The organism is Bradyrhizobium sp. 159 (genome assembly GCF_023073795.1).
GTDB lineage: Bacteria > Pseudomonadota > Alphaproteobacteria > Rhizobiales > Xanthobacteraceae > Bradyrhizobium.
Genome location: NZ_JADPKE010000065.1, coordinates 1 through 21693 on the forward strand (window position 1 = coordinate 1; position 21693 = coordinate 21693).

The following is a 21693-nucleotide window of genomic DNA, read 5'->3' on the forward strand; positions in this document are numbered from 1 at the left end:
TGCAGATAGTTGCGCTCAATCGTCCGGTCATAGCTGTTGTCGCGCATCGGATCGTCCTCCGCTGGAGCGATCCAATCAGCGAATTAGTGAACATGCACAATTGCGAGCGCAGCGAAGCAATCCAGAATCTTTCCGCGGTGGCAGTCTGGATTGCGTCGCTGCGCTCGAAAATGACGGTCTGGAGGCAGCAGAGGAATCCTGGATCGTCTCAATCGCGAAGCCAGGGAACGCGTCCTAACTCTCGGCCTCCGTATGCGACGGCAGCCGCGAGAAGCGGAAATTGCAATGGCTCGCACCGCCGGCCAGCGTCTGCGTCCTTTCGAGGCGAATGCCTCGCGTGGCATAGGCGTCGAAATCAAGCCCGCAAATGTTCGGCAGGATGTCCTTGTCGCCGTGGCGCGCTGCGAGCTTGCAGAAGCCACAAGCCTTGTAGTTGATGCCGAATTCGAAGGTGTCTCCTGGATCCGGCTCTACGAAATCGTAGACGAAGTCCTCCGGAAACTCCCTCTGGTGGCTTTCCGTGACGCTCCTTGCCGCCTGCTCGCGCAGCAGAGCTTGGTTCGCGGACGACATGAACTGGCGTCCCGAGGCAAGGCGTTCCGCCTCTGACACGGTGAGCAATTGCGCTTTGTAGGTTTCCCGTTCGATCTCCCCGATCACCGGGACCGGCACACCGTGGCGCCGGAGCACCCGACTGATGGCCATAAAACCCGTGAGACGCATGAAGAAATCACTCATGCGGCTGGCCGCGCCGCCGACATAGGGCATTTGGGTCAGCACGATTTCGAATTCGTGCATGACTTCCTGCCTGATCTTCTCGATGTCGGATAGTCGCGCGCGCTCGCGCAACATCGCATCGGCAAGGCCGAGGCGGTGCCGCATGGCGGCTTCCATTGCGTCCCGATGCGTCTCGTAGAAAGGATGGATCTCAGCCATTGGACACCCGATATGATTGGCTCATTGCAATGTGGGCGACGCCGGTTTCATTCTGCGGCGATCGCCTCGATCTCCAGCAGCCATTTGCTGTCAACGGTCTCGACGATCACGACCGTCAGCGCGGGCTGGTGATCCCCGAGAATCGCGCGGCGAATAATACGGTTGGGCAGGACCTGGTTGCGGTCGGTCAGGAACGTGGTGACCTTGACCAGATGCTCGACGCCCAGACCCGCAGCGGCGAGCACTTCCCTGACGTTGCGCCAGGCCTGCTCGCATTGCGCCTCGAAACCGTCGGGCACGGTGCCGTCCGATCTCTCCGGCACCTGGCCGCTGATGAACAAGAGGCGGCGATGCAGCCTCAGTTCAAGTCCCATGCTGTAGCCGCCGGCCGGAGCGTGGACCGTTGCGGGATCGTGGGTGACGACGTGAACTGGTGGCATGGGATCTCTCCGTGTTGCGGCCGACCCTATCCGGCGGCATCGCCGGGGCGCAAAGCACTATTGCTGCGGTTCAGCGCAAGAAAATCTATTGCAAGCACGCAGCCATTCAGTGACAAACTGGGCAGCAATGACTTACATCCTTCCACCGCTCAACGCGCTCCGCGCATTCGAAGCCGCCGCCCGGCATCTCAGCTTCAAATTGGCCGCGCACGAGCTGCACGTGACGCCCGCCGCCGTAGGGCAGCAGGTGAAAGCGCTGGAGGCGCGCCTCGGCGTACGCCTGTTCGACCGGCTGCATAAGCAGCTCATCCTCACCGCGGCCGGTCAGGCCTATCTACCCGGGATATCCGAAGGCTTTCGCCACATCGCCGAGGCGACCTCGCAATTGAAGCCGGCAGGTGCGGTCCTGCTGCAATTGGGAGTCCATGGCGGCTTCGACCTGCGCCGCCTCCAATTGGCAGAATTTCGCAGCGCGCATGCGGAGATCGGCTTGCGGGTGCTTCAGCCCGCCGGCCTGCACGAGCTGGTCGAGGGCAAGGTCGACCTCTTGATAGCCCGCGGACTTGGTCACCATCCGGGCTATCGCTGCGAGCGGATGGATGAGGGAGCGGGTGTGGGTGATTGGCTCGTTGCGCCTGAAGGCACCGCGGATTGCCCGGAAATCGTCAGTTTTCGCGAATGGGTGCGCGGCCTGCTGGAGGAGAAACCGCTCGCTAGCCGCCGCCCTCGTCTTGTCGGCGGCGTCGGGAGTTGAGGCGACCGCAAACCCGTAACAACTCGGCGTCTAGTCCGACTCCGGTACCTGTGTTTCTTGGAGCAAACCGGACATCGGTCGGCCGACAATTCCCGCTGCATCGGTCGAAAATGACCCGAAGCAGACCTTAGCCTCCTTCAATCCAAATTCCTGCTTCGCTCAGCGCGTTGAGAAATGCGCTCGACGTCTTTGGGGTCCAGTGACCGGCTGTCACACAGCTGATTCAGCTCATCGAAGGTAATCTTACCGTTCCGTTCACCGATTTCGATGGCTCGTCGAATGATTTCCGGCACGCTCATGTTCTCTCCGTTTCAGCAGCCCTTACTATATGGGAGCGAGTCGGGTTGTGGCCCATCTGCGAAATTGAGCATCGGCGGACCAAAGTCCGGTCATTACATTAGAGCGGGCCTGATTTGCTCAACCTGAGTTCTTCGCAGTTTGACCCGAAGCCGGACATCACCCCTCCGGTACCCCGGCCACGCGCATCCCTTTCAGGATGCGCCTACTTCCGTCGAGAAAGGTCGCATTATTGCCGATTGACATGCTCTTCATGCGACGAATCGTAAATGTGGAATCGAGCGCTTGCCCTGCTTTCGCGGCGGCGTACGCGTCGTTCAGCTTGCCAAGTAGCGCGAGAGCAGCCGCAAGCCCAAAATGCACGAGCGGATAATTTCGGTTGACTTCGATACTGCGAAGGAACCACCCGACTGCTTCGTTATCTGCTCCGACCTGCAACTTGGAAAACCCGACCGGCGACAGCCATCTGTAGGCAAGAGTGTCACGAGGAGAGAGGCGCAATGCTTGGTTTACGTGCCCCTCTGTCTCTGCGCCGCAACCCATTATATACTTAGCGAGACCAATCATCGCGTGGGCGTCGGCAAAATTCCGATCTAATTCCAATGCTCGCTCGCACTCTGCCAACCCTTGAACCGCGCGGTTCGTATGCATCAAGACGATTCCTAAGAGCAAGTGTGCAAAGGGATGGCTCGGTGCATGGGATAGCGCCTTTAGGAGTATGGTCTCTGCGGCTGCCAGACGAAGAGGCAGGTCGTCAGTCAAAAAGGTCGATGAGGATGTCACATCGACCGCCGCCATCCAGATTTTCGCGTCGACGTTTTCAGGGTCGATCGTCAATGCCCGCTCGAAATAAAGGCGAGCTTGTGTCAGCGAGCTAGACGTGAGGCCCTCATTGAATGAATGGCGACCCCGGAAAATCAAATCTATGGCGTCGGGATTGGGCGTGTTTTCCGCTCGCCGTGCCTCAGCCTCAATCAGCTGGGCATTCACTGTGTTCGCCAGCCGCGCTACGATCTCATCCTGCATGTCGAGCAGGTCAGCGACGGGTTTATCGAACCGGTCAGCCCAGAGGTGACTACCTGTTTCGGTCTCGACAAGCTGCACGTTCACTCGCAACCGGTTGCGGTCACGTTGTATGGAACCTTCGAGTGCGTAGCGGACGTTCAGTTCGCGACCGATCTGTTTGAGGTCAGCGACCTTTCCTCTGTAGGTGAATGCTGTGTGTCGGCCAATGACGAACGAGCCTCTGATGCGAGACAAATCCGTGGTTAGGCTCTCGGTCACGCCATCTACGAAGTAGTCTTGCTCAGCATCACCGCTGAGGTTGGTAAAAGGCAACACAACGACGGAAAAATGAGGTGGGGAAACCTGTCGTGTCCGCCCAGTTTCTGATGCCCGGTTACCTCCATCCCGGATCATCGCATAAGCTCGAACAGGGTGAGCGATGTTCTTCAGATGTTGTTCGCCAATATCGGCGAACTCTGCATCGACCTTACCTCGGACGTGTTCGTACACAGAGGCAGACACGCATATGCCACCCGGCTCTGCAATGCTCTCCAGCCGTACCGCTTTGTTGACGCCGTCTCCAAAGATGTCGTGGGGCTCGACGATGACGTCGCCAATGTTAATGCCTACGCGGAAAGCAATACGTGTTTCGTCAGCGTCACCTATCGTAAGTTCCTTGATGAGCTTTTGAAATTGTACGGCAGCCCGCACCGCTTGGACCGCGCTCGAAAACTCCGCTAAGAATCCGTCGCCGGTATTCTTCACGATACGGCCCCGGTGTTCGGCAATTGCCGGGTTGACAGCGTTAGCTAAGAGCGCTGCAAATTTGGCATGCGTAGGTTCTTCATCGGTATGCATCAGCCGCGAATAACCAGCGACATCGGCAGCCAATATCGCTGATAATCTGCGTTCGATCCCGATTGGCCGTTCTTGCACCATGGCCTACGATCCACGCCTCGCGCGATTGTACATCAAGTCGAGCAGGATGCCCACCCATCCAATGTCTCCTGTTGGCCCATTGCATCAATTCGCGGCAACAAAGCCATTCCGCCGCTTTCGGATCGAAGCGGACATTGAGCAAACCGCTACGTCGCGGCCAATGACGTCTGATGGGCAATCTCGTCACTTCGCCAGCACCTCACCGCGTGCCCGTCCGGCCGTGTCTCCAGCGTCGGCTCCGGCTCGCTCCGGCACACCGCCTCTGCGTAACGACAGCGCGGGCTGAACGCGCATCCGTTCGGCGGGTTGAGCGGATTGGGCAGGTCACCGCCTGTCGTCGCCAGCGGGGCGTGGCGCAAGGGATCGGGAATGGCGGCGATCAGGGCCTGCGTATAGGGGTGCGCCGGCCGTTCGAAGATCTCGCGCCAGTGGCCATTCTCCACGATGCGGCCGAGATACATCACGGCGACGCGATCGCTCATGTGCTCGACGACGCCAAGGTCGTGGCTGATCATGATGTAGGACAGACCGAGCGTCTCCTTCAATTCCAGCAAGAGATTGATGATCTGGGCGCGGATCGAGACATCGAGCGCCGAGACCGGTTCGTCGCAGATGACAATCCTGGGATTGAGGATCAGCGCCCGCGCAATACCGATGCGCTGGCGCTGGCCGCCGGAGAATTCATGCGGGTAGCGGTCGGCCTGCTCGGGCCGTAGGCCAACATGTTTGAGCATCGTCGCGACGCGATCCTCGATCTCGCTTTTCGCGGTCACGCCATGGACGCGCAAGGGATCTTCGAGCGTGCGGCGGACGGTCTGGCGCGGATTGAGCGAGGCGTAGGGATCCTGGAACACGATCTGCACGATGCGAGCCAGCGCCTTGCGGTCCGCGGACTGCCTGTTCGTGACGACCTGCCCGTCCAGCACGATGCGGCCGCGCGTCGGCGTCAGGAGACCGAGGATCGAGAGCGCGATCGTCGACTTGCCCGAGCCGGACTCGCCGACGAGGCCGAGGCATTCGCCGCGCCTCAAGCTGAGATCGACACCGTCGACGGCACGGAGCAGCCGCCTCTCGCGGCCGAGCAAGCCGCCCCCCAGTGGAAAATGCACCGCGAGATCCTCGACGCTGAGAATGAGATCGTCGTCCGGCCTCCCCTGTGGCTCATGCATGATGGTGACACCTCACCAGACCGCCGGCGCCCAGCAAATCCGTCCCCGGCGCAGTGGTTCGGCAAATGTCGGTCGCCTGCGCGCAGCGCGGATTGAACCGGCATCCGTCCGGGAAGCTCGCGATCGCCGGGACGACGCCCGCGATCTCCTTGAGTCTGGTCCGGCCAAGCGCAGCGCGACTGCCGAGCCGCGGCAGCGAGGCGACGAGGCCCTGCGTATAGGGGTGCGAGGGTGAGCGGAAAATATCGGCCGAGCCGCGCTCCTCGACGATGCGGCCAGCATACATGACGGCTACGCGGCGGCAGACATTGGCGACCAGGCCGAGATCGTGGCTGATCATCAGGATGGCCGTCCGCCGCTCGGCACATAGATTGCGCATCAGCTCGATGATCTCCGCCTGCACGGTCACATCGAGCGCGGTGGTCGGCTCGTCTGCAATCAGGAGATCCGGACCGCATGCCAGCGCGATGGCGATCATCACGCGTTGCCGCATGCCGCCCGAGAGCTGGTGCGGGTAATCCTTCACGCGCCGCTCGGGCGCGGGGACGCGGACGCTCGCCAGTGCATCCACCGCCAGCTGATTGGCTTCCCGCCAGCTCTTGCCCTTGTGCAGCACGAACATCTCGGCGATCTGCCGGCCCACGGGCGAGACCGGGTTCAGGGCCGTCATCGGCTCCTGGAAGATCATGGCGATGCGGTTGCCGCGCAGCGCCCGCTGTTTGGCGGCGGAAAGGTGCTGGATCTCCCGCCCCTCAAAGCGGATGACGCCGCCCCCGATCGACAATGGCGGCCGCAGCAGGCCGATCAGAGCAAGCGCCGTGATGCTCTTGCCGCAGCCGGATTCACCGACAAGACCGAAGGTCTCGCCACGATCGATGCGGAACGAAACGCTCTCGACGGCGGGGACCTTGCGGGATCCGTCGTTGAGATCGATGCGCAGATCCTCGACTTCGATCAGCGGCGAGCCCGTCATGTGCGCCGGCTCCGCGACTGTGGATCGAGAATGTCGCGCAGGCCGTCGCCAAGCAAATTGAGGCCGAGCACCGTCAGGAAGATGGCAAGGCCCGGGAAAACCGAGAGCCACGGCGCCGTCGTGATCTGGTCGCGGGCTTCCGACAACATGCTGCCCCAGCTCGGAAACGGCGGACGCACGCCGAGGCCGAGGAACGACAATGCGGCTTCGGACAGGACCGCACTACCCATGCCGAGCGTGCCGATGACGACGATCGGTCCGAGCATGTTGGGCAGCAGCTGCGTGATCATGATGCGCATATCGCCGTAGCCGAGCACGGTTGCCGCCTGCACATAGCCCTGGCTCCTCAGCGACAGCGCCGAGGCCCGTGCGATCCGGCAGGTGAAGGACCAGTTGGTCAAGCCGAGCGCGATGAGCAGGCTGGTCAGGCCGGGTCCAAGCACCGCCATGATGGCCAGCGCGAAGATCAGCGAAGGGATCGCGAGCATGAGGTTGGTCAGGGCGTTGACGACATCGTCCCACCAGCCGCCCCAATAACCCGCGCTCAGGCCGAGTGCCACGCCGATGACGCTGTTGATGAGTTGGGAGACGATGCCGACCGTCAGCGAAACGCGGGCGCCGTACACGACGCGGGAGTAGATGTCGCGGCCCTGCCCGTCGGTGCCAAACCACCAGGTCCAGCTCGGCGCCTCCTCTGCATTCATGAGGTTGGCGTCCATGATCGGATCGGTGTGCGCCAGCCATGGCGCGAGCAGGCCGACCAGGATCGCAAGCGCAAACAACGCGCCGCCGATGACGAGATTGGCGCGGAGCTTCATGCGTATCTGATCCTGGGATCGATCACGCCGTAGAGCACGTCGATCAGCAAATTGAGCGCGAGAAAGAACAGCACCACCACGAGAATTGAGCCCTGGACGGCCGGAATGTCGCGCTGGAGGACACTGTCGACCAGCAGCGAGCCGATGCCCGGCCATGAGAACAATTTCTCGACGACGACGGCTTGCCCCATCAACGCGCCGAATTGCAGGCCCATTGTCGTGAGAATCAGGACGAGCGCGTTGCGCATCACATGCCACTTCACGACACGGGTCTCGCTCATGCCCTTGGAGCGCGCGGTGCGGACAAAATCGGCGGTCATGATCTCGAGCACGGCGGCGCGCGTCGTCCGGGCCAGCAGCGCCATCGGCGAGACGCCAAGCGTCACGGCCGGCAGGATCAGATATTTGAGGCTGCCGTCGCCATAGCCGAAGCTCGGCAGCCAGCCAAGCTTCAAGGCGAACAGGTACATCAACAGCAGCCCGAGCCAGAATTTGGCCATCGAAAGGCCCGACACGGCGACGACCATGGAGACCGTGTCGACGATGCCGCCCGGTCGCAATGCTGCGACAAAGCCGAGCGGAACGCCGATCGCGATCGCAAACGTCAAGGCTGCGAATATCAATTGCAGCGTCGGCCACATCCGTTTTGCGATCATGGTCGTGATCGGCTCGCGGGTCCGGAACGAGGTCCCCAGATCACCTGTCGCAAGCTTGCCGATGTAGGCGCCAAAGCGCATGTAAACGGGATCGTCGAGGCCGAGCTGCTTTTTCATGCGCTCCACGACCTGCGGGTCCGCTGCACCGCGGCCGTCATCGCTCATGCTCGATACGATGCTGCCAGGGACCACGCTGAACAGGACGAAGACCACCAGCACCACGGCCAGCACGGTCGGAACGGTTTGCAGGATTCGGCGGATCAGGAAGGCGAGCATTGCAACTGTTCCTCCCTCCCTCCGTCGCTTCTTGCGATGGTGGGAGGGTGAGAGCGCGGGTCACTTGGCGGGCGACGTCTCGTCCACCCAGAGGTCCTCGACATTTTGATGGGTCAGTTCCGTCGCATTCAGCTGAATCCCCTTCAGCCACGGCTGCAACGCCATGACCGCCTTGTTGTAGTTGAAGAACCAGACCGGAGCCTCTTCATAGAGCAGAGCATTGGCCTTCCGGAGCAATTGGTCGCGTGTTGCATCGTCGTCGGCCTGCCCGGCTTCGTCGATCAGCTTGTCGAAATCCGCGTTCTTGAAGGACGTGTAATTGCAAGCTGATTGCGGCGTCGACGAGTAGAAGCATTTCAGCGCCGCTTGGGGATCCGGGCCTGTCGCCATGGAATAGACATAGGCCTGGAAGTCGCCTTTGCGGATCACCTCCGCCAACACTGCGGTCTCGACCTGCTTGACCTTCACCTTGACGCCGACGCGGTCCAGCATCGGGATGATGGCCTCGACGATCGGCAGACCCCAGCTTTCGTTCTGACTGGTCGTCCATTCGAACTCAAAGCCGGTGGGATAGCCGGCGTCCGCGAGCAACTGCTTTGCTTTCGCGGGATCGAAGGCGTAGGGCTTCATCGCCTTGTCGTAGAGCGGCGAGGTCAGAGGCAGCCAGCTCGTGGCGCGATAGGCCTTGCCCTTGACGAGCTTGTTGATGATCAGGTCGGTATCGATCGCGTGGTTGATCGCCTGCCGGACGCGCTTGTCGGCGAACGGCTTGAAGGTCGGATTCATTCCCATGTGACGGGTGAAGACCTCGGCGACTTCGACGATAGTGCCCTTGAGGCCAGGGTCGGCCTGATAGGCGACATATTGCGCCGGCCCGAGCACGGACGTGTCGATCTCCTTGTTGCGGAAAGCGACATCGCGGGCCGCGGCTTCGCCCATGATCGAGACGATGAGCTTGTCGGCATAGGGCTTGCCGGGCTTGTAGAACCGGTCCCACCGCTCCAGGACGATACGCGATCCCGGCACGTGCTCGACGAACTTGAAGGGTCCAAGACCGATCGGCTTCTGGATGAAGCTTTCCTTGGCGCCCTCGTCGGCGGGATAGATCGAGGTCAGCGCGTTGAAGAAGTAAAAGCCCGGATCGACCTTCTCAGTCAGCTTCATTTCCAGGGTGAAGTCGTCGATCTTCTTCAGGCCGGAGATCTCTTTGGCCTCCCCCTTCTCGACCGCGGCCGCGCCCTCGATCACGCGCACGAAGCGCGCGCCGGGATAGGCCTTGGTGCCGTCCATGATCCGATTGTAGGACCAGATGACGTCGTCGGCCGTCATCTTGCGGCCATTGTGGAAATACGCGTCGTCCCGCAGCTTGAAGGTGTGAACGAAGCCTCCGCCGGAGACCACGTGCTCCTTGGCAAGCTCCAGAACCGGCTTGCCTTCCGTGGAATTCCAGATGTAGAGCGACCGGTGCAGAGCCTTGGCGTAGATCTCGTCCTGCGCGCGCTGCGTCGTATGAATGTCGAGGCTGGTGAAACTCGAGCCATAGGGCGCGGTCATGCGGATGGTTCCGCCCTTGCGCGGTGTCTGGGCCTCCGCCGTGGCGGCAAGCGCCAGTCCCAAGCCAGCAACGATCGCCATTGTCCTGAACATCATGTGTCCCCCCAATGTAGGCGTGCTCTGATCGGCGAGTTGACCATTCACAGCATGTCGAATGCAAGCGCCTTGAAGGAATGACCTATGCGATCCGGGCTTCACCTCTTCCCGTGGGGAGAGGTGAAGCCGGATCGCCGACCGGGTCCAAATTCGTCATGCCTGGCCGGCGGCGAACTCCGGCTGCCAGTCGCGCAGTTTCCGCGCTGCACTGGTGACGTCGCCGATAGCTGCAAACGCCCCCGCCTCCACCATCATCGCCCGCGCCAGCCGTACGGCGCGGGCTTCGCTGATCGCCCGCGTGCGCAGGTCCGCGATCAGCTCGAAATCGATGTTGTGGGCGAGCCCGAAGATGCGGCGGATGATTTTTGCGGCTGCGAAGCCGACCGTGTCGGCGAACAGACGCTGCATGTAGGCCTGCCGTTCGGCTTCCAGCCGTGCGGCGCCCTGCTCGCCGGCAAAGAGCGAGACGGGATAGGCATCGCCTTCGGCTCCGGCGCGCCAGAGGTCGAGGAATTTGCGGGCGAACTCGCGCCAGACCTGCTCGACCGTCTCCAGCACCCAGACTTCGAATGCGGCGCGCTCGCCCGGCGAGCGCTCGTGGCCGGCGGAGGCGAAATAGGCCATCAGGAGGTTGGCGAGCACGGCCCCGACGTCGAACCCCATCGGGCCGTAGAACGCGAATTCGGGGTCGATCACATGGGTCTCGCTCTCCGTCACCATGATCGAGCCGGTGTGGAGGTCGCCGTGAATCAGCGCCTCGGGGCTTGCCATGAACTTCAGCTTGAGGCGGGAGATCGCCACATGCAGCTCCATGTCATCGCGGAGGCTTGCCGCCAGGCCGTCGAGATACGGCGCGGTCCAGCGGTTCTGCTCGGCGATGCGGTAGGGATCGGTGAAGATCAGGTCCTCGGTGATCTTGCACAGCGCATGGTTGCCGGCGAAGGCCGCGATGCCCTGCTTCTTCTCGGCCGCGGAGAGCGCTAGGTCGGAGGTGAAGAACAAGGTCCTCGCCATGAAGGTGGTGATGTCGTCGACAAAGTGCGGATATTGCGTTGCCGCGACCAACCCCTTGCGCATGATGATGTGGGGCTCGAGCAGCTCCATCATCGTGAGCGCCAGTGCCTCGTTGTGATGCAGCAGCGCCGGCACGAGGCCCGGCGCGAGCTGGGCCTGCTTCGACAGCGCCAGGTATTCGTAATGAGCCCGCGACAGCGGCAGCGGCCAGCTCTCGCCAACGAGGCGGACATAGGGCAGCGCCTGCTTCACCGCGATGCCGCCGCAATTGCCCTTGACAATGAAGACGAGGTTGAGATTGCCGTCGCCGACCTCGGTGATCGCCCAGGATGGCGGCTCGCCGCCGAGCAGTGCCCTAAGCTCCGGCAGGCCTGCGAGATAATCCCGCAACGCCGCCTCATGCAGAATTCGGTAGTCCCCCGCCTGCGCCTCGACCATAACGATCCCATCCCATGTTTGGCGTGGCCGGATCGTTACTCCCGCTCCAGGAAGCTCGAGCCGATCTCGGCCTTTCTTTTGATCGGATCGTAATCACAATAGATGCTATCCGCCACCAGGGTGTAGCTGGCGCTGACGGTGTATTTGTCGAGCTTGACCGAGTTCAGGCCGATCACCGACGTGCTCTTGCCGCCGTTCCATTTGAACGGCGTCGAGCTCTTGGCCTGCTCGCAGGCCATCACGGCTTCGTTGAAGACGTAGCCCTCGACGAACGCCTTCAGGGTGCGCACCTGCACCGCCATCTTCCATTCGACATAGCCGATGGCACCGAGACCGGCGACGATCAGGACCAGAAGCGCAACAACGACCCGCTGAAAAGTCATTCGTCCCCCCAATAAAAAAGCACAAAATTCCAGGCGAGAGGAGCGCGCACGCCTCGTCCTTCGAGACGACCGCTTCGCGGTCTCCTCAGAATGAGGCTAACGGACATCGGCGCGCGTTGGAACTGCTACCGCGCACTCGGTCCTCATCCCTGAGGGCCCGCCAAAGGCGGGCGTCTCGAAGGATGGGCCGCACGGAAACCGCTCGCAAGACTGGGTAGTCCCGCTCAGTTGAGAGATAAGCTAAAACGGCATTCCCATCATCTTCGACAGGCGCTCGATCGACAGATAGCCGGCGTGATAGGCCATCATGCCTAGCCCATAGATGATCGCCGAGATGATCGTGGTCCAGATCAGCTTGCGTCCCATCCGCGTCAGGATTGGCGCGCCAGGATCGGTGCCAGGCGCACCGACGCCGTCCTCATGCTGGCTACGCACGCCGAACGGCAGCGTCAGGAACAGCGCGACCCACCAGATGACGAAGTAGATCGCGATGGCGGTCGATATCTGGATGGCCATGGGGCGGCCTTATGCCTGCTCGATCTCGACCAGCGCGCCGGAAAAATCCTTGGGGTGCAGGAACAGCACCGGCTTGCCGTGGGCGCCGATCTTGGGCACACCGTCGCCGAGCACGCGCGCACCCTCCTTCACCAAGGTGTCGCGCGAGGCGATGATGTCGACGACCTCGTAGCACACATGATGAATGCCGCCGTCGGCGTTGCGCTCGAGGAATTTGGCGATCGGCGAGGCCTCGCCATAGGGCTCGATGAACTCGATCTTGGTGTTAGGCAGCGTCACGAACACGGTAGTGACGCCATGCTCGGGCAGCGCGACGGCTTCCGAAATTTGCGCCCCGAACGCCGCGCCATAGATCTTGGCCGCCTTGACAGCGTCCTTGGTCGCGATCGCCACATGGTTGAGCCGGCCCAGCATCTTCCCCTCCTCAAACTGTCAGCACGTGTACCAGACAGGGGGGCTTTTTGCCCCAATGTTCGTTGATCACGGCCCGGACAGCGCGTCGTACCGATTCAGCCAGCGCGTCCGGATCGCGGCGGCGCGGCCGCGGCAGGCTCTCGATGGTAGAGACCACGGCGTCGAAGACGATGTCATCGAAGGCCTCACCCGCCCTGTTCTTCTCGGGGATTCCGACCAGATCGATCTCGGGATCATCGGCGAGCTCGCCCTGCTCCGTCATGGCGACAGCAACGAAGGCGCAACCGGAAAAGGCCATGCGCCGCCGCTCGACCACCGCGCGGGACTTGGAGTCCTCCAAAATCGTGCCGTCCTTGTAGAGACGGCCCGACGGCACCTCGCCGATGATGCCGGGATCGCCGGGACCGAGCTTGACGAGGTCGCCGTTGCGGCAGACCAGCACGCGCGGCACGCCGGCGGCGCGCGCGAGCTTTGCGTGCTCGTGCAGGTGCAGGGCCTCGCCATGGACGGGGATCAGGAGCTGCGGCTTCACCCAGGAGATCAGGTCGCGCAACTCGTCGCGGCGGGGATGGCCGGAGACATGGACCAGATGCTCGCGGTCGGTGATGATCTCGACGCCCTGGAGCACCAGATTGTTGATGATCGAGCCGACCGCTTTCTCGTTGCCGGGAATGGTGCGCGAGGAGAAGATGACGCTGTCGCCGCGGTTGAGCGTGATCTCGGGATGATCGTCATTGGCGATGCGCGCTAGCGCCGCGCGCGGCTCACCCTGACTGCCGGTGCACAGCGCCAGCACCTTGTCCTGCGGAAGATGGCCGTAAATGTCGGGTGAGCGGAAATTCTGCACGCCGTCGAGATAACCGGTCTCGCGCGCGACCTGCACCACGCGCTCCATGGCGCGGCCGACCACGACAACCTCGCGGTCGGCGGCTTTCGCAGCCTCAGCCACGGCCTTGATGCGGGCGACGTTGGAGGCGAACGTCGTCACCGCTACGCGGCCCTTGGCGGCCTTGACCAGATCGATAATGGTTCTGGCGACCTCGGCCTCCGACGGCGAGCTGCCGTCGCGCACGGCGTTGGTGGAATCGCCGATCAGGGCGAGCACGCCCTCCTCGCCCAGCTCGCGCAGGCGCTTCTCGTCGGTCGGGGCCCCCAGCGTCGGGGTCGGGTCGATCTTCCAGTCGCCGGTGTGCAGCACGATGCCGACCTCGGTGTGGATCGCCAGCGCGTGCGCTTCCGGAATCGAGTGCGCCATCGGGATGAACTCGACGTTGAACGGGCCGACATCGACGCGGCCCCCCGACGGGACCACCGTCACCGGAATGTTCGGAGCACCGCGCTCGGCGGCGCATTTGGCCTCGAACAACGCCGCGCTGAACTTGGTTGCGTAGATCGGGCATTGCAGCTTCGGCCAGAGATCGATGATAGCGCCGAAATGATCCTCATGGGCGTGGGTCAGCACCAGACCCATCAGATTCTTGCGTTCCTTCTCCAGGAAAGAGATGTCCGGCATGATCAGGTCGATGCCCGGCAGGTGCTCCTCGTCGCCGAAGGAGACGCCGAGATCGACCGCGAGCCAGGCGCGCTGGTGGCGGTTGCCGAGGCCGTAGATCGACAGGTTCATGCCGATCTCGCCGACACCGCCGAGTGGCGCAAACACGAGTTCGTCGGGCCTCGCCATCACGCAGCTCCCACGGAGGCGGCCGGGCCGAAGAACACCTCGCCCGCTGCGACCGGCACCCGCCGCCCCTCCGCGGTGCGGACGATCAGGCAGCCGGTGTCATCGATGGTGTCAAAAATGCCTTCCAGCGTCGTCGCTCCTGTGTGGATTGCGACCTTCTCGCCGAGACCGGCTGCGCGTTGCAGCCAGAGCCTGCGGATCTCGGCAAAGCCGCGGCCATTGTCCCAGATCCCGCGGAACTCGACCCAGGCGTCGGACAGGGCGGCAAACAACTCCTCCGCGCTGATCTGGACACCGAGCGCGGCCAGCGACACCGCCGGCGTCGGCGTGCCCTCGGGCGCGGCGACGACATTGGTTCCGATGCCGACGACCACAGCAAGGCGATCGCCAATGGCCTCGGCCTCGAGCGCAATGCCGACCAGCTTCTTGCCGCCGGCAAGCACGTCGTTCGGCCATTTCAGGGCATAGCGGGGACGACCCTCGCCGAGGCGGAGCGCCGCCTCCAGGCTGACCTTCTCGAGCGCCGTCTCCTCCGCGAGCCCGGCGGCAAAGCCGAGCGTCGCGGCGACGGCAGGGGCGACGTCCATGACTTCGAGGATGCTGGCAGCGAGATTGCCCCGAGGCGCGATCCAGGCGCGCTGGCGCCGGCCGCGGCCGGCGGTCTGCTCGGACGTGACGAACCACATCGGGCCGCGTTCGCCGGCGCGGGCGTGCTCGATCGCGTCGGTATTGGTCGAGCCGGTCCGTTCGAAGGCCGCGAGCTTGTAGCCCGCCGATTGTGCACGAGGACCGAGCGCGAACCCCATTCTAGAACAGCGACTTTGCCGCGGCGGAGGCGACGCTCACGACGGGCCCCGCGAACAGCGCAAACAGCAGGTTGAACAAGCCCGCGACCGCCAGCACCGTCCGCACCTCGATCCTAACAGGATCGACCTGGCCGGCCGGCTCGTCAAAGTACATCGTTTTGACGATGGCGAGATAGTAGTAGGCGCCGACGACGCTGGTCAGCACGCCGATGACAGCGAGCGTGAACAGGTTCGCCTTGATGGCAGCGACGAAGACGTACCATTTCGCGAAGAAGCCGGCGAGCGGCGGGATGCCGGCGAGCGAGAACAGCAGCATCGCGAACATGAAGGCGAGCAGCGGATTGGTCCGCGATAGACCTGCGAAATCGCTGATCTGCTCCACGGCCTGGCCGTTGCGCCGCATGGCAAGGATGATCGAGAACGAGCCGAGCGTCATCGCGACATAGATCACGATGTACATCAACACGCCTTGCGCACCTTCGACCGTGCCGGAGGCGAGGCCGACCAGCGCGAAGCCCATGTGGCCGATCGAAGAGTACGCCATCAGGCGCTTGATGTTGCTCTGGCCGATCGCGGCGAAGGAGCCGAGCGCCATCGAGGCGATCGCCACGAACACCAGGATCTGCTGCCACTGCGAGACGATGCCGGGGAATGCGGTTAGCGTGACGCGGGTGAAGACCGCAAGCGCGGCCACCTTCGGCGCCGAGGCGAAGAAGGCCGTAACCGGCGTCGGCGCGCCTTCATATACGTCCGGCGTCCACATGTGGAACGGCACGGCGGAGACCTTGAAGCAGAGGCCGGCGAGCAGGAAGACCAGGCCAAAGACGAGGCCGACATTCGAGACCGTCGCTGCCGATGCGATGCCGGTGAAGCTGACCGTGCCGGTGAAGCCATAGACCAGCGAGGCGCCGTAGAGCAGCATGCCCGAGGACAGCGCGCCGAGCACAAAATACTTCAGGCCGGCTTCGGTCGACTTGGCATTGTCGCGGTTCGAGGCCGCCACGACATAGAGCGCCAGCGACATCAATTCGAGGCCGAGATAGAGCGAGATCAGATCGCCGGCCGAGATCAGCACCATCATGCCGAGCGTCGAGAGCAGCACCAGGATCGAATATTCGAAGATCCGCCGCGACGGATCGGACAGGAACTCGGTCGAGAGCACCAGTGTCACCGCCGAGCCGATCAAGGCCAGGATCTTCATGAAGCGGGCGAAATCGTCGACGATGAAGCTGCCGCCGAAAGTGACCTGCTTGCCCGCGGGCTGCATGTAGACGAGCGCGCCGACTACGATGAGCAGCACCACCGCCAGCGAGGTGACGGTCTTGGTCGTCCCCTGCCCGCGATAGGCTCCCAGCATCAGGAGCGCCATCGCGCCGACCGCGAGCACGAGCTCGGGCAGCACCGGCGCCAATTGATATCCTGCAGTCTCAAAGCTCATGGCGATATCCTGACCTGCCCGATCACTGGAGCAGTGCGGCGGCCTTCACGGCCGTCACAGCGGTGTTGTAGTTGTTGACGAGTTGCTGGACCGAGGCGGCCGACATGTCGAGCACCGGCTTCGGATAGACACCGAACAGGATCGTCAGCGCAATCAGCGGGAACAGCGTCACGCATTCACGCAAGGTGAGATCTTTCATGCTCATCAGCGACGGCTTGACCAGCGCCCCGAACACGACCTTGCGGTAGAGCCACAGCGCGTAACCTGCCGACAGGATCACGCCGAAGGTGGCGAAGAACGCGGTCGGGATCGAGACCTTGAAGGTGCCGAGCAGCGTCATGAACTCGCCGACGAAGCCGCTCGTCCCGGGCAGACCGACATTGGCCATGGTGAAGACCATGAAGGTCATCGCGTAGAGCGGCATCCGGTTGACGAGGCCGCCATAGGCCGCGATCTCGCGGGTGTGCAGGCGGTCGTAGACGACACCGACGCAGAGGAACAGCGCACCGGAGACGATGCCGTGCGAGATCATCTGGAACATGCCGCCGGCGACGCCCTGCATGGTGCCGGCGAAGATGCCCATTGTGACGAAGCCCATATGCGCCACGGACGAGTACGCGATCAGCTTCTTCATGTCCTCCTGCATCAACGCCACCAGCGAGGTGTAGATGATGGCGATGGCCGAGAGCGTGAAGATCAGCGGCGCGAAGTCATGCGAGGCCAGCGGGAACATCGGCAGCGAGAAGCGCAGGAAGCCGTAGCCGCCCATCTTCAAGAGGATCGCGGCAAGGACGACCGAGCCCGCGGTCGGCGCCTCGACGTGCGCGTCGGGCAGCCAGGTGTGCACCGGCCACATCGGCATCTTCACCGCGAACGAGGCGAAGAAGGCCAGCCACGCCCAGGTCTGCAAGGAGCGCGGCACGGCGGTGTGCATCAGGGTCGGGATATCGGTGGTGCCGCCGTTCCAATACAGCGCCATGATGGCGAGCAGCATCAAGACCGAGCCGAGCAGCGTGTAGAGGAAGAACTTAAATGACGCATAGACCCGGCGCGGACCGCCCCAGACGCCGATGATCAGGAACATCGGGATCAGGCCGCCTTCAAAGAACAGGTAGAACAGCACGAGATCGAGCGCCGAGAAGGTGCCGATCATCAGCGTTTCCAGGATCAGGAACGCCATCATGTATTCGCGGACGCGGTTCGTAACCGCCTTCCAGCTCGCAATGATGCAGAACGGCATGATCGCGGTGGTCAGGATCACGAGCGGCAGCGAAATGCCGTCGACGCCCATGTGGTAGGTGATGCCGGTGGCGAGCCAGTTCGCCTTCTCGACGAACTGGAAGTCGGGGTTTGCGGGATCGAAGCGCATGACCAGGATCACCGACACCGCAAAGGTGATCAGCGTGGTCCAGAGCGCAATCCAGCGCGAGTTGCGCTTGGCCGCCTCGTCATCGCCGCGGCTGAGATAGACGATCAGCGCTCCGACCAGCGGCAGGAACGTCGTGACCGAAAGGATGGGCCAGGTTGTCATTTACTGGCCTCCAAAGCCGAACATGAACCAGGTGATCAGGCTGGCGGCGCCGATCAGCATGGCGAATGCGTAGTGATAGAGATAGCCGGTCTGGATCTTCACGACGTTGCGAGTGACGTCCAGGACCCGCGCCGAGATGCCGTCGGGACCGAGTCCGTCGATGATGAAGCCATCGCCCTTCTTCCAGAGCTGATAACCAATCCACTTCGCCGGACGGACAAAGATGATGTCGTAGAGCTCGTCGAAGTACCATTTGTTGAGCAGGAACTGGTACAGCATCGGCTGCGTCTTCGCGAGCTCGACCGGCAGATAGGGCGCGCGGATATAGAACAGGTACGACACCAGGAAGCCCAGCACCATCATCACCGTCGGCAGGAAGGCGATGGTCTCGGGGATGTGGTGCATCTCCTCGATGATGTGCGGGTTCATCTTCACGGATTCGCGGAAGAACTCCTCGATGCCGTGGCCGGCGAACAGCTCCTTGAACGGCAAGCCGGCGACGAATGAGCCGACCGCGAGCACGCCGATCGGGATCAGCATCCAGATCGGAGCCTCATGCGCGGCCTCGTAATGATGCTCGTCATGCGGTTCGCCGTGGAAGGTCTTGAAGATCAGGCGCCAGGAGTAGAACGAGGTCAGGCCCGCGGCAGCGACCGTCATCAGGAAGCCGTAGACGCCGAACGGGTTGTGCGCGGCGTAGGCGGACTCGATGATCGCATCCTTGGAGAAGTAGCCGGCGGTGAGTGGGAAGCCGGTCAGGGCCAGCGTGCCGACCACCATCACCGCGTAGGTGTAAGGGATCTTGCGCCAGAGGCCGCCCATGTTGCGGATGTCCTGCTCGTGGTGCATCGCGTAGATCACCGAGCCGGAACCCAAGAACAGCAGCGCCTTGAAGAAGGCGTGGGTGAACAGGTGGAACATGCCGACCGAATAGGCGCCGGCTCCCATCGCCACGAACATGTAGCCGAGCTGCGAACAGGTCGAATAGGCGACGATGCGCTTGATGTCGTTCTGGACGAGGCCGATGGTCGCCGCGAAGAACGCGGTGGTGGCGCCGAAGAACATCACGACGGCCTGAGCGTTCGGGGCGAGCTCGAACAGCGGCGACAGCCGCGCCACCATGAACACGCCCGCAGTGACCATGGTCGCGGCGTGAATGAGCGCGGAGACCGGCGTCGGACCCTCCATCGCGTCCGGCAACCAGGTGTGCAGCAGGAACTGCGCCGACTTGCCCATCGCGCCCATGAAGAGCAGCAGGCAGGTCAGGGTCAGCGCGTCGGCGTGCCAGCCGAGGAAGTCGATGGTCTTGCCGGTCAGGCCGGGTGCGGCATGGAAGATGGTCTCGAAGTCGGTCGAGCCGACCAGCATGAAGATCGCGAAGATGCCGAGCGCGAAGCCGAAATCGCCGACGCGGTTGACCACGAAGGCCTTGATCGCCGCCGCATTCGCTGACGGCTTCTGGTACCAGAATCCGATCAGGAGATAGCTGGCCAGACCCACGCCTTCCCAGCCGAAGAACAGCTGCACGAGGTTGTCCGCGGTCACCAGCATCAGCATCGCGAAGGTGAACAGCGAGAGATAGCCGAAGAAGCGCGGCCGGTTCGGGTCCTCGTCCATGTAGCCGATGGAATAGAGGTGCACGAGCGAGGACACGGTGGTCACCACCACCAGCATCACGGCCGTCAGCGTGTCGACCCGCAGCGTCCACCAGACCTGGAGGTCGCCGGAGAAGATCCAGGGCAGCAGCTGGATGCGCGCGTCGTGGTGCATGAAACCGACATCGACCAGCGTCATCCAGGACAAGGCCGCCGACACAAACAAGAGCGCGGTCGTGATCAGCTCGGCGCCGCGCGAGCCCGCGGCCGGCGGCTCAGTCGGGCCGTGGCCATGATCGTCATGTCCGTCGCCGGGCTCGTGATGGGTTTCGTGGATGACGGACGCATCCTCGTTGATCGTATCGGACGCATGGGCGTGCGCGCCGTGGCCGTGGTCCCCGTGATGCTCGACCTCGTCACCCGAGGGGTTGCGGGCGTGCGCGCCCACGAGCGCGATCAGGCCAGCCAGAATGGCGCCCAGCAGAGGCAGGAAAACGATTGCCTGAACCATTTGAGAGCTCAGCCCTTCATCAGATTGACGTCCTCAACCGCGATCGAGCCGCGGTTGCGGAAATAGACCACCAGGATGGCGAGACCGATCGCGGCTTCGGCGGCGGCGACGGTCAGCACCAAAAGCGCGAAGACCTGGCCGACGATGTCGCCGAGGAAGGTCGAGAACGCCACGAGGTTGATGTTGACCGAGAGCAGGATCAGCTCGATCGACATCAGGATGACGATGATGTTCTTGCGGTTCAGGAAGATGCCGAGGATGCCGAGCGTGAACAGGATCGCGCCGACCGCCAGATAGTGTCCGAGCCCGATCGTCATTTCACCCACTCCGCCGCGTCGGCATCCGAAAGCCCCTGCCCCGGCGCCACCTTGCGCATCGCCATCGCCATTTCCGGCGTGCGCGCGTTCTGAACGTTGATGTCCTGCCGCTTCACGCTCGCCTTGTGACGCAGCGTCAGCACGATGGCGCCGATCATGGCGACCAGCAGCACCATGCCCGAGAGCTGGAAGTAGTGGATGTACTTCGTATAGAGCACGAGACCGAGCGCCTCGGTGTTGCTGACATTGGCCGGGATCGCCGCCGTGATCGTCTTGCTGACGCTCGGATTGATGACCCAGAAGCCGACGGTGAGCAGCAGCTCGAACAGGAAGATGCCGCCGACCACGAGGCCGACAGGCAAGTACTCGATGAAGCCCTCGCGCAGCTCGAGGAAGTCGACGTCGAGCATCATGATCACGAACAGGAACAGCACCGCGACGGCGCCGACATAGACGACGATCAGGATCATCGCCAGGAATTCGGCACCCATCAGCACGAACAGACCGGAGGCGTTGACGAAGGCCAGGATCAGGTACAGCACGGAGTGCACGGGATTGCGCGACACAATCACCATCACCGCCGACGCGACGCAGACGCTGGCGAACAGATAGAAGAACAGCGCGGGAAGGATCATACTCTCATCTCACCGGTACGGCGCGTCGAGCTCGATCGCTTTCGCGATCTCGCGTTCCCAGCGGTCGCCATTGGCGAGCAGCTTGGCCTTGTCATAGAACAGCTCCTCGCGGGTCTCGGTCGCGAACTCAAAGTTCGGACCTTCGACGATGGCGTCGACCGGACAGGCCTCCTGGCAGAGGCCACAATAGATGCACTTCACCATGTCGATGTCGTAGCGCACGGTGCGGCGGGTGCCGTCGTTGCGGCGCGGGCCGGCCTCGATGGTGATGGCCTGCGCCGGGCAGACCGCTTCGCACAGCTTGCAGGCGATGCAGCGTTCTTCGCCGTTCGGATAGCGGCGCAGCGCATGCTCGCCGCGGAAGCGCGGCGAGATCGGGCCCTTCTCGAACGGGTAGTTCAGCGTCGGCTTCGGCTGGAAGAAATAGCGCATGGCGAGGAAGAACGCCGAGACGAATTCCGACAGCAGAAGCGAGCGTGCAGTGGCGTTGACGTTGATACC

General features: G+C 62.9%; 22 protein-coding genes. 1 reads left to right on the forward strand and 21 read right to left on the reverse strand.

The window, feature by feature from the left end:
• Positions 1–234 precede the first annotated feature (234 nt).
• Both IVA96_RS17565 and IVA96_RS17570 read right to left on the reverse strand, forming a co-directional pair.
• Positions 235–936: an L-2-amino-thiazoline-4-carboxylic acid hydrolase gene (locus IVA96_RS17565; RefSeq protein WP_247275907.1), complete on the reverse strand. Its 702-nt coding sequence runs from the start codon at positions 934–936 to the stop codon at positions 235–237.
• Positions 937–983: 47 nt separating this feature from the next.
• Positions 984–1376, reverse strand: a complete 393-nt coding sequence (locus IVA96_RS17570) for a RidA family protein (RefSeq protein ID WP_247418446.1) — start codon at positions 1374–1376, stop codon at positions 984–986.
• Positions 1377–1503: 127 nt separating this feature from the next.
• Here IVA96_RS17570 and IVA96_RS17575 point away from each other — a divergent pair, with 127 nt between their 5' ends.
• The gene (locus IVA96_RS17575; protein WP_247418448.1) at positions 1504–2130 is read left to right on the forward strand and encodes a LysR family transcriptional regulator; all 627 of its coding nucleotides are present in this window, start codon (positions 1504–1506) and stop codon (positions 2128–2130) included.
• A 137-nt stretch (positions 2131–2267) separates the two neighbouring features.
• On the opposite strand, the gene IVA96_RS17580 is transcribed toward IVA96_RS17575, so the two are convergent.
• The 19 genes from IVA96_RS17580 to nuoI form a co-directional block, all read right to left on the reverse strand.
• Positions 2268–2429: an RNA polymerase subunit sigma-70 gene (locus IVA96_RS17580; RefSeq protein WP_247275904.1), complete on the reverse strand. Its 162-nt coding sequence runs from the start codon at positions 2427–2429 to the stop codon at positions 2268–2270.
• A gap of 157 nt (positions 2430–2586) precedes the next feature.
• The gene (locus IVA96_RS17585; protein ID WP_247277180.1) at positions 2587–4371 is read right to left on the reverse strand and encodes an adenylate/guanylate cyclase domain-containing protein; all 1785 of its coding nucleotides are present in this window, start codon (positions 4369–4371) and stop codon (positions 2587–2589) included.
• Between the two features lie 146 nt (positions 4372–4517).
• Positions 4518–5540: an oligopeptide/dipeptide ABC transporter ATP-binding protein gene (locus tag IVA96_RS17590; protein WP_247277179.1), complete on the reverse strand. Its 1023-nt coding sequence runs from the start codon at positions 5538–5540 to the stop codon at positions 4518–4520.
• Positions 5533–6513 carry an ABC transporter ATP-binding protein gene (locus IVA96_RS17595; protein ID WP_247418450.1) on the reverse strand — a complete coding sequence of 327 codons (981 nt, stop codon included), beginning with the start codon at positions 6511–6513 and terminating at the stop codon, positions 5533–5535. Before IVA96_RS17595 ends, IVA96_RS17590 begins: the two co-directional genes overlap by 8 nt.
• Positions 6510–7331, reverse strand: a complete 822-nt coding sequence (locus IVA96_RS17600) for an ABC transporter permease (RefSeq protein ID WP_247277177.1) — start codon at positions 7329–7331, stop codon at positions 6510–6512. The genes IVA96_RS17595 and IVA96_RS17600 overlap by 4 nt, the downstream gene beginning before the upstream one ends.
• Positions 7328–8263, reverse strand: a complete 936-nt coding sequence (locus IVA96_RS17605; protein ID WP_247277176.1) for an ABC transporter permease — start codon at positions 8261–8263, stop codon at positions 7328–7330. Before IVA96_RS17605 ends, IVA96_RS17600 begins: the two co-directional genes overlap by 4 nt.
• Before the next feature lie 60 nt (positions 8264–8323).
• On the reverse strand, positions 8324–9910 hold the full coding sequence (locus tag IVA96_RS17610) for an ABC transporter substrate-binding protein (protein WP_247418480.1): 1587 nt from the start codon (positions 9908–9910) through the stop codon (positions 8324–8326).
• A 156-nt stretch (positions 9911–10066) separates the two neighbouring features.
• Positions 10067–11365 (reverse strand): S-methyl-5-thioribose kinase, encoded by a 1299-nt coding sequence (gene mtnK, locus IVA96_RS17615; protein ID WP_247277175.1) that lies wholly within the window; start codon positions 11363–11365, stop codon positions 10067–10069.
• 35 nt (positions 11366–11400) lie between these two features.
• Positions 11401–11748: a hypothetical protein gene (locus tag IVA96_RS17620; RefSeq protein WP_247277174.1), complete on the reverse strand. Its 348-nt coding sequence runs from the start codon at positions 11746–11748 to the stop codon at positions 11401–11403.
• 240 nt (positions 11749–11988) lie between these two features.
• The gene (locus IVA96_RS17625; RefSeq protein ID WP_247277173.1) at positions 11989–12264 is read right to left on the reverse strand and encodes a DUF1467 family protein; all 276 of its coding nucleotides are present in this window, start codon (positions 12262–12264) and stop codon (positions 11989–11991) included.
• A 9-nt stretch (positions 12265–12273) separates the two neighbouring features.
• Positions 12274–12678 carry a methylmalonyl-CoA epimerase gene (gene mce / locus IVA96_RS17630; RefSeq protein WP_247294709.1) on the reverse strand — a complete coding sequence of 135 codons (405 nt, stop codon included), beginning with the start codon at positions 12676–12678 and terminating at the stop codon, positions 12274–12276.
• Between the two features lie 10 nt (positions 12679–12688).
• Positions 12689–14359, reverse strand: a complete 1671-nt coding sequence (locus IVA96_RS17635; RefSeq protein WP_247418452.1) for a ribonuclease J — start codon at positions 14357–14359, stop codon at positions 12689–12691.
• Positions 14359–15165, reverse strand: a complete 807-nt coding sequence (locus IVA96_RS17640) for a biotin--[acetyl-CoA-carboxylase] ligase (RefSeq protein WP_247277170.1) — start codon at positions 15163–15165, stop codon at positions 14359–14361. The genes IVA96_RS17635 and IVA96_RS17640 overlap by 1 nt, the downstream gene beginning before the upstream one ends.
• A 1-nt stretch (position 15166) precedes the next feature.
• Complete coding sequence (nuoN, locus tag IVA96_RS17645; RefSeq protein WP_247277169.1) at positions 15167–16603, reverse strand: NADH-quinone oxidoreductase subunit NuoN; 1437 nt, start codon at positions 16601–16603, stop codon at positions 15167–15169.
• A gap of 22 nt (positions 16604–16625) precedes the next feature.
• The gene (locus IVA96_RS17650; protein WP_247277168.1) at positions 16626–18134 is read right to left on the reverse strand and encodes an NADH-quinone oxidoreductase subunit M; all 1509 of its coding nucleotides are present in this window, start codon (positions 18132–18134) and stop codon (positions 16626–16628) included.
• On the reverse strand, positions 18135–20240 hold the full coding sequence (gene nuoL / locus IVA96_RS17655) for an NADH-quinone oxidoreductase subunit L (RefSeq protein ID WP_247277167.1): 2106 nt from the start codon (positions 20238–20240) through the stop codon (positions 18135–18137).
• 8 nt (positions 20241–20248) lie between these two features.
• Positions 20249–20557 carry an NADH-quinone oxidoreductase subunit NuoK gene (nuoK, locus tag IVA96_RS17660; protein ID WP_008547737.1) on the reverse strand — a complete coding sequence of 103 codons (309 nt, stop codon included), beginning with the start codon at positions 20555–20557 and terminating at the stop codon, positions 20249–20251.
• Positions 20554–21192 carry an NADH-quinone oxidoreductase subunit J gene (locus IVA96_RS17665; RefSeq protein WP_247277166.1) on the reverse strand — a complete coding sequence of 213 codons (639 nt, stop codon included), beginning with the start codon at positions 21190–21192 and terminating at the stop codon, positions 20554–20556. The genes nuoK and IVA96_RS17665 overlap by 4 nt, the downstream gene beginning before the upstream one ends.
• Before the next feature lie 9 nt (positions 21193–21201).
• Positions 21202–21690: an NADH-quinone oxidoreductase subunit NuoI gene (gene nuoI / locus IVA96_RS17670; RefSeq protein WP_026202312.1), complete on the reverse strand. Its 489-nt coding sequence runs from the start codon at positions 21688–21690 to the stop codon at positions 21202–21204.
• Between the last annotated feature and the right edge of the window lie 3 nt (positions 21691–21693).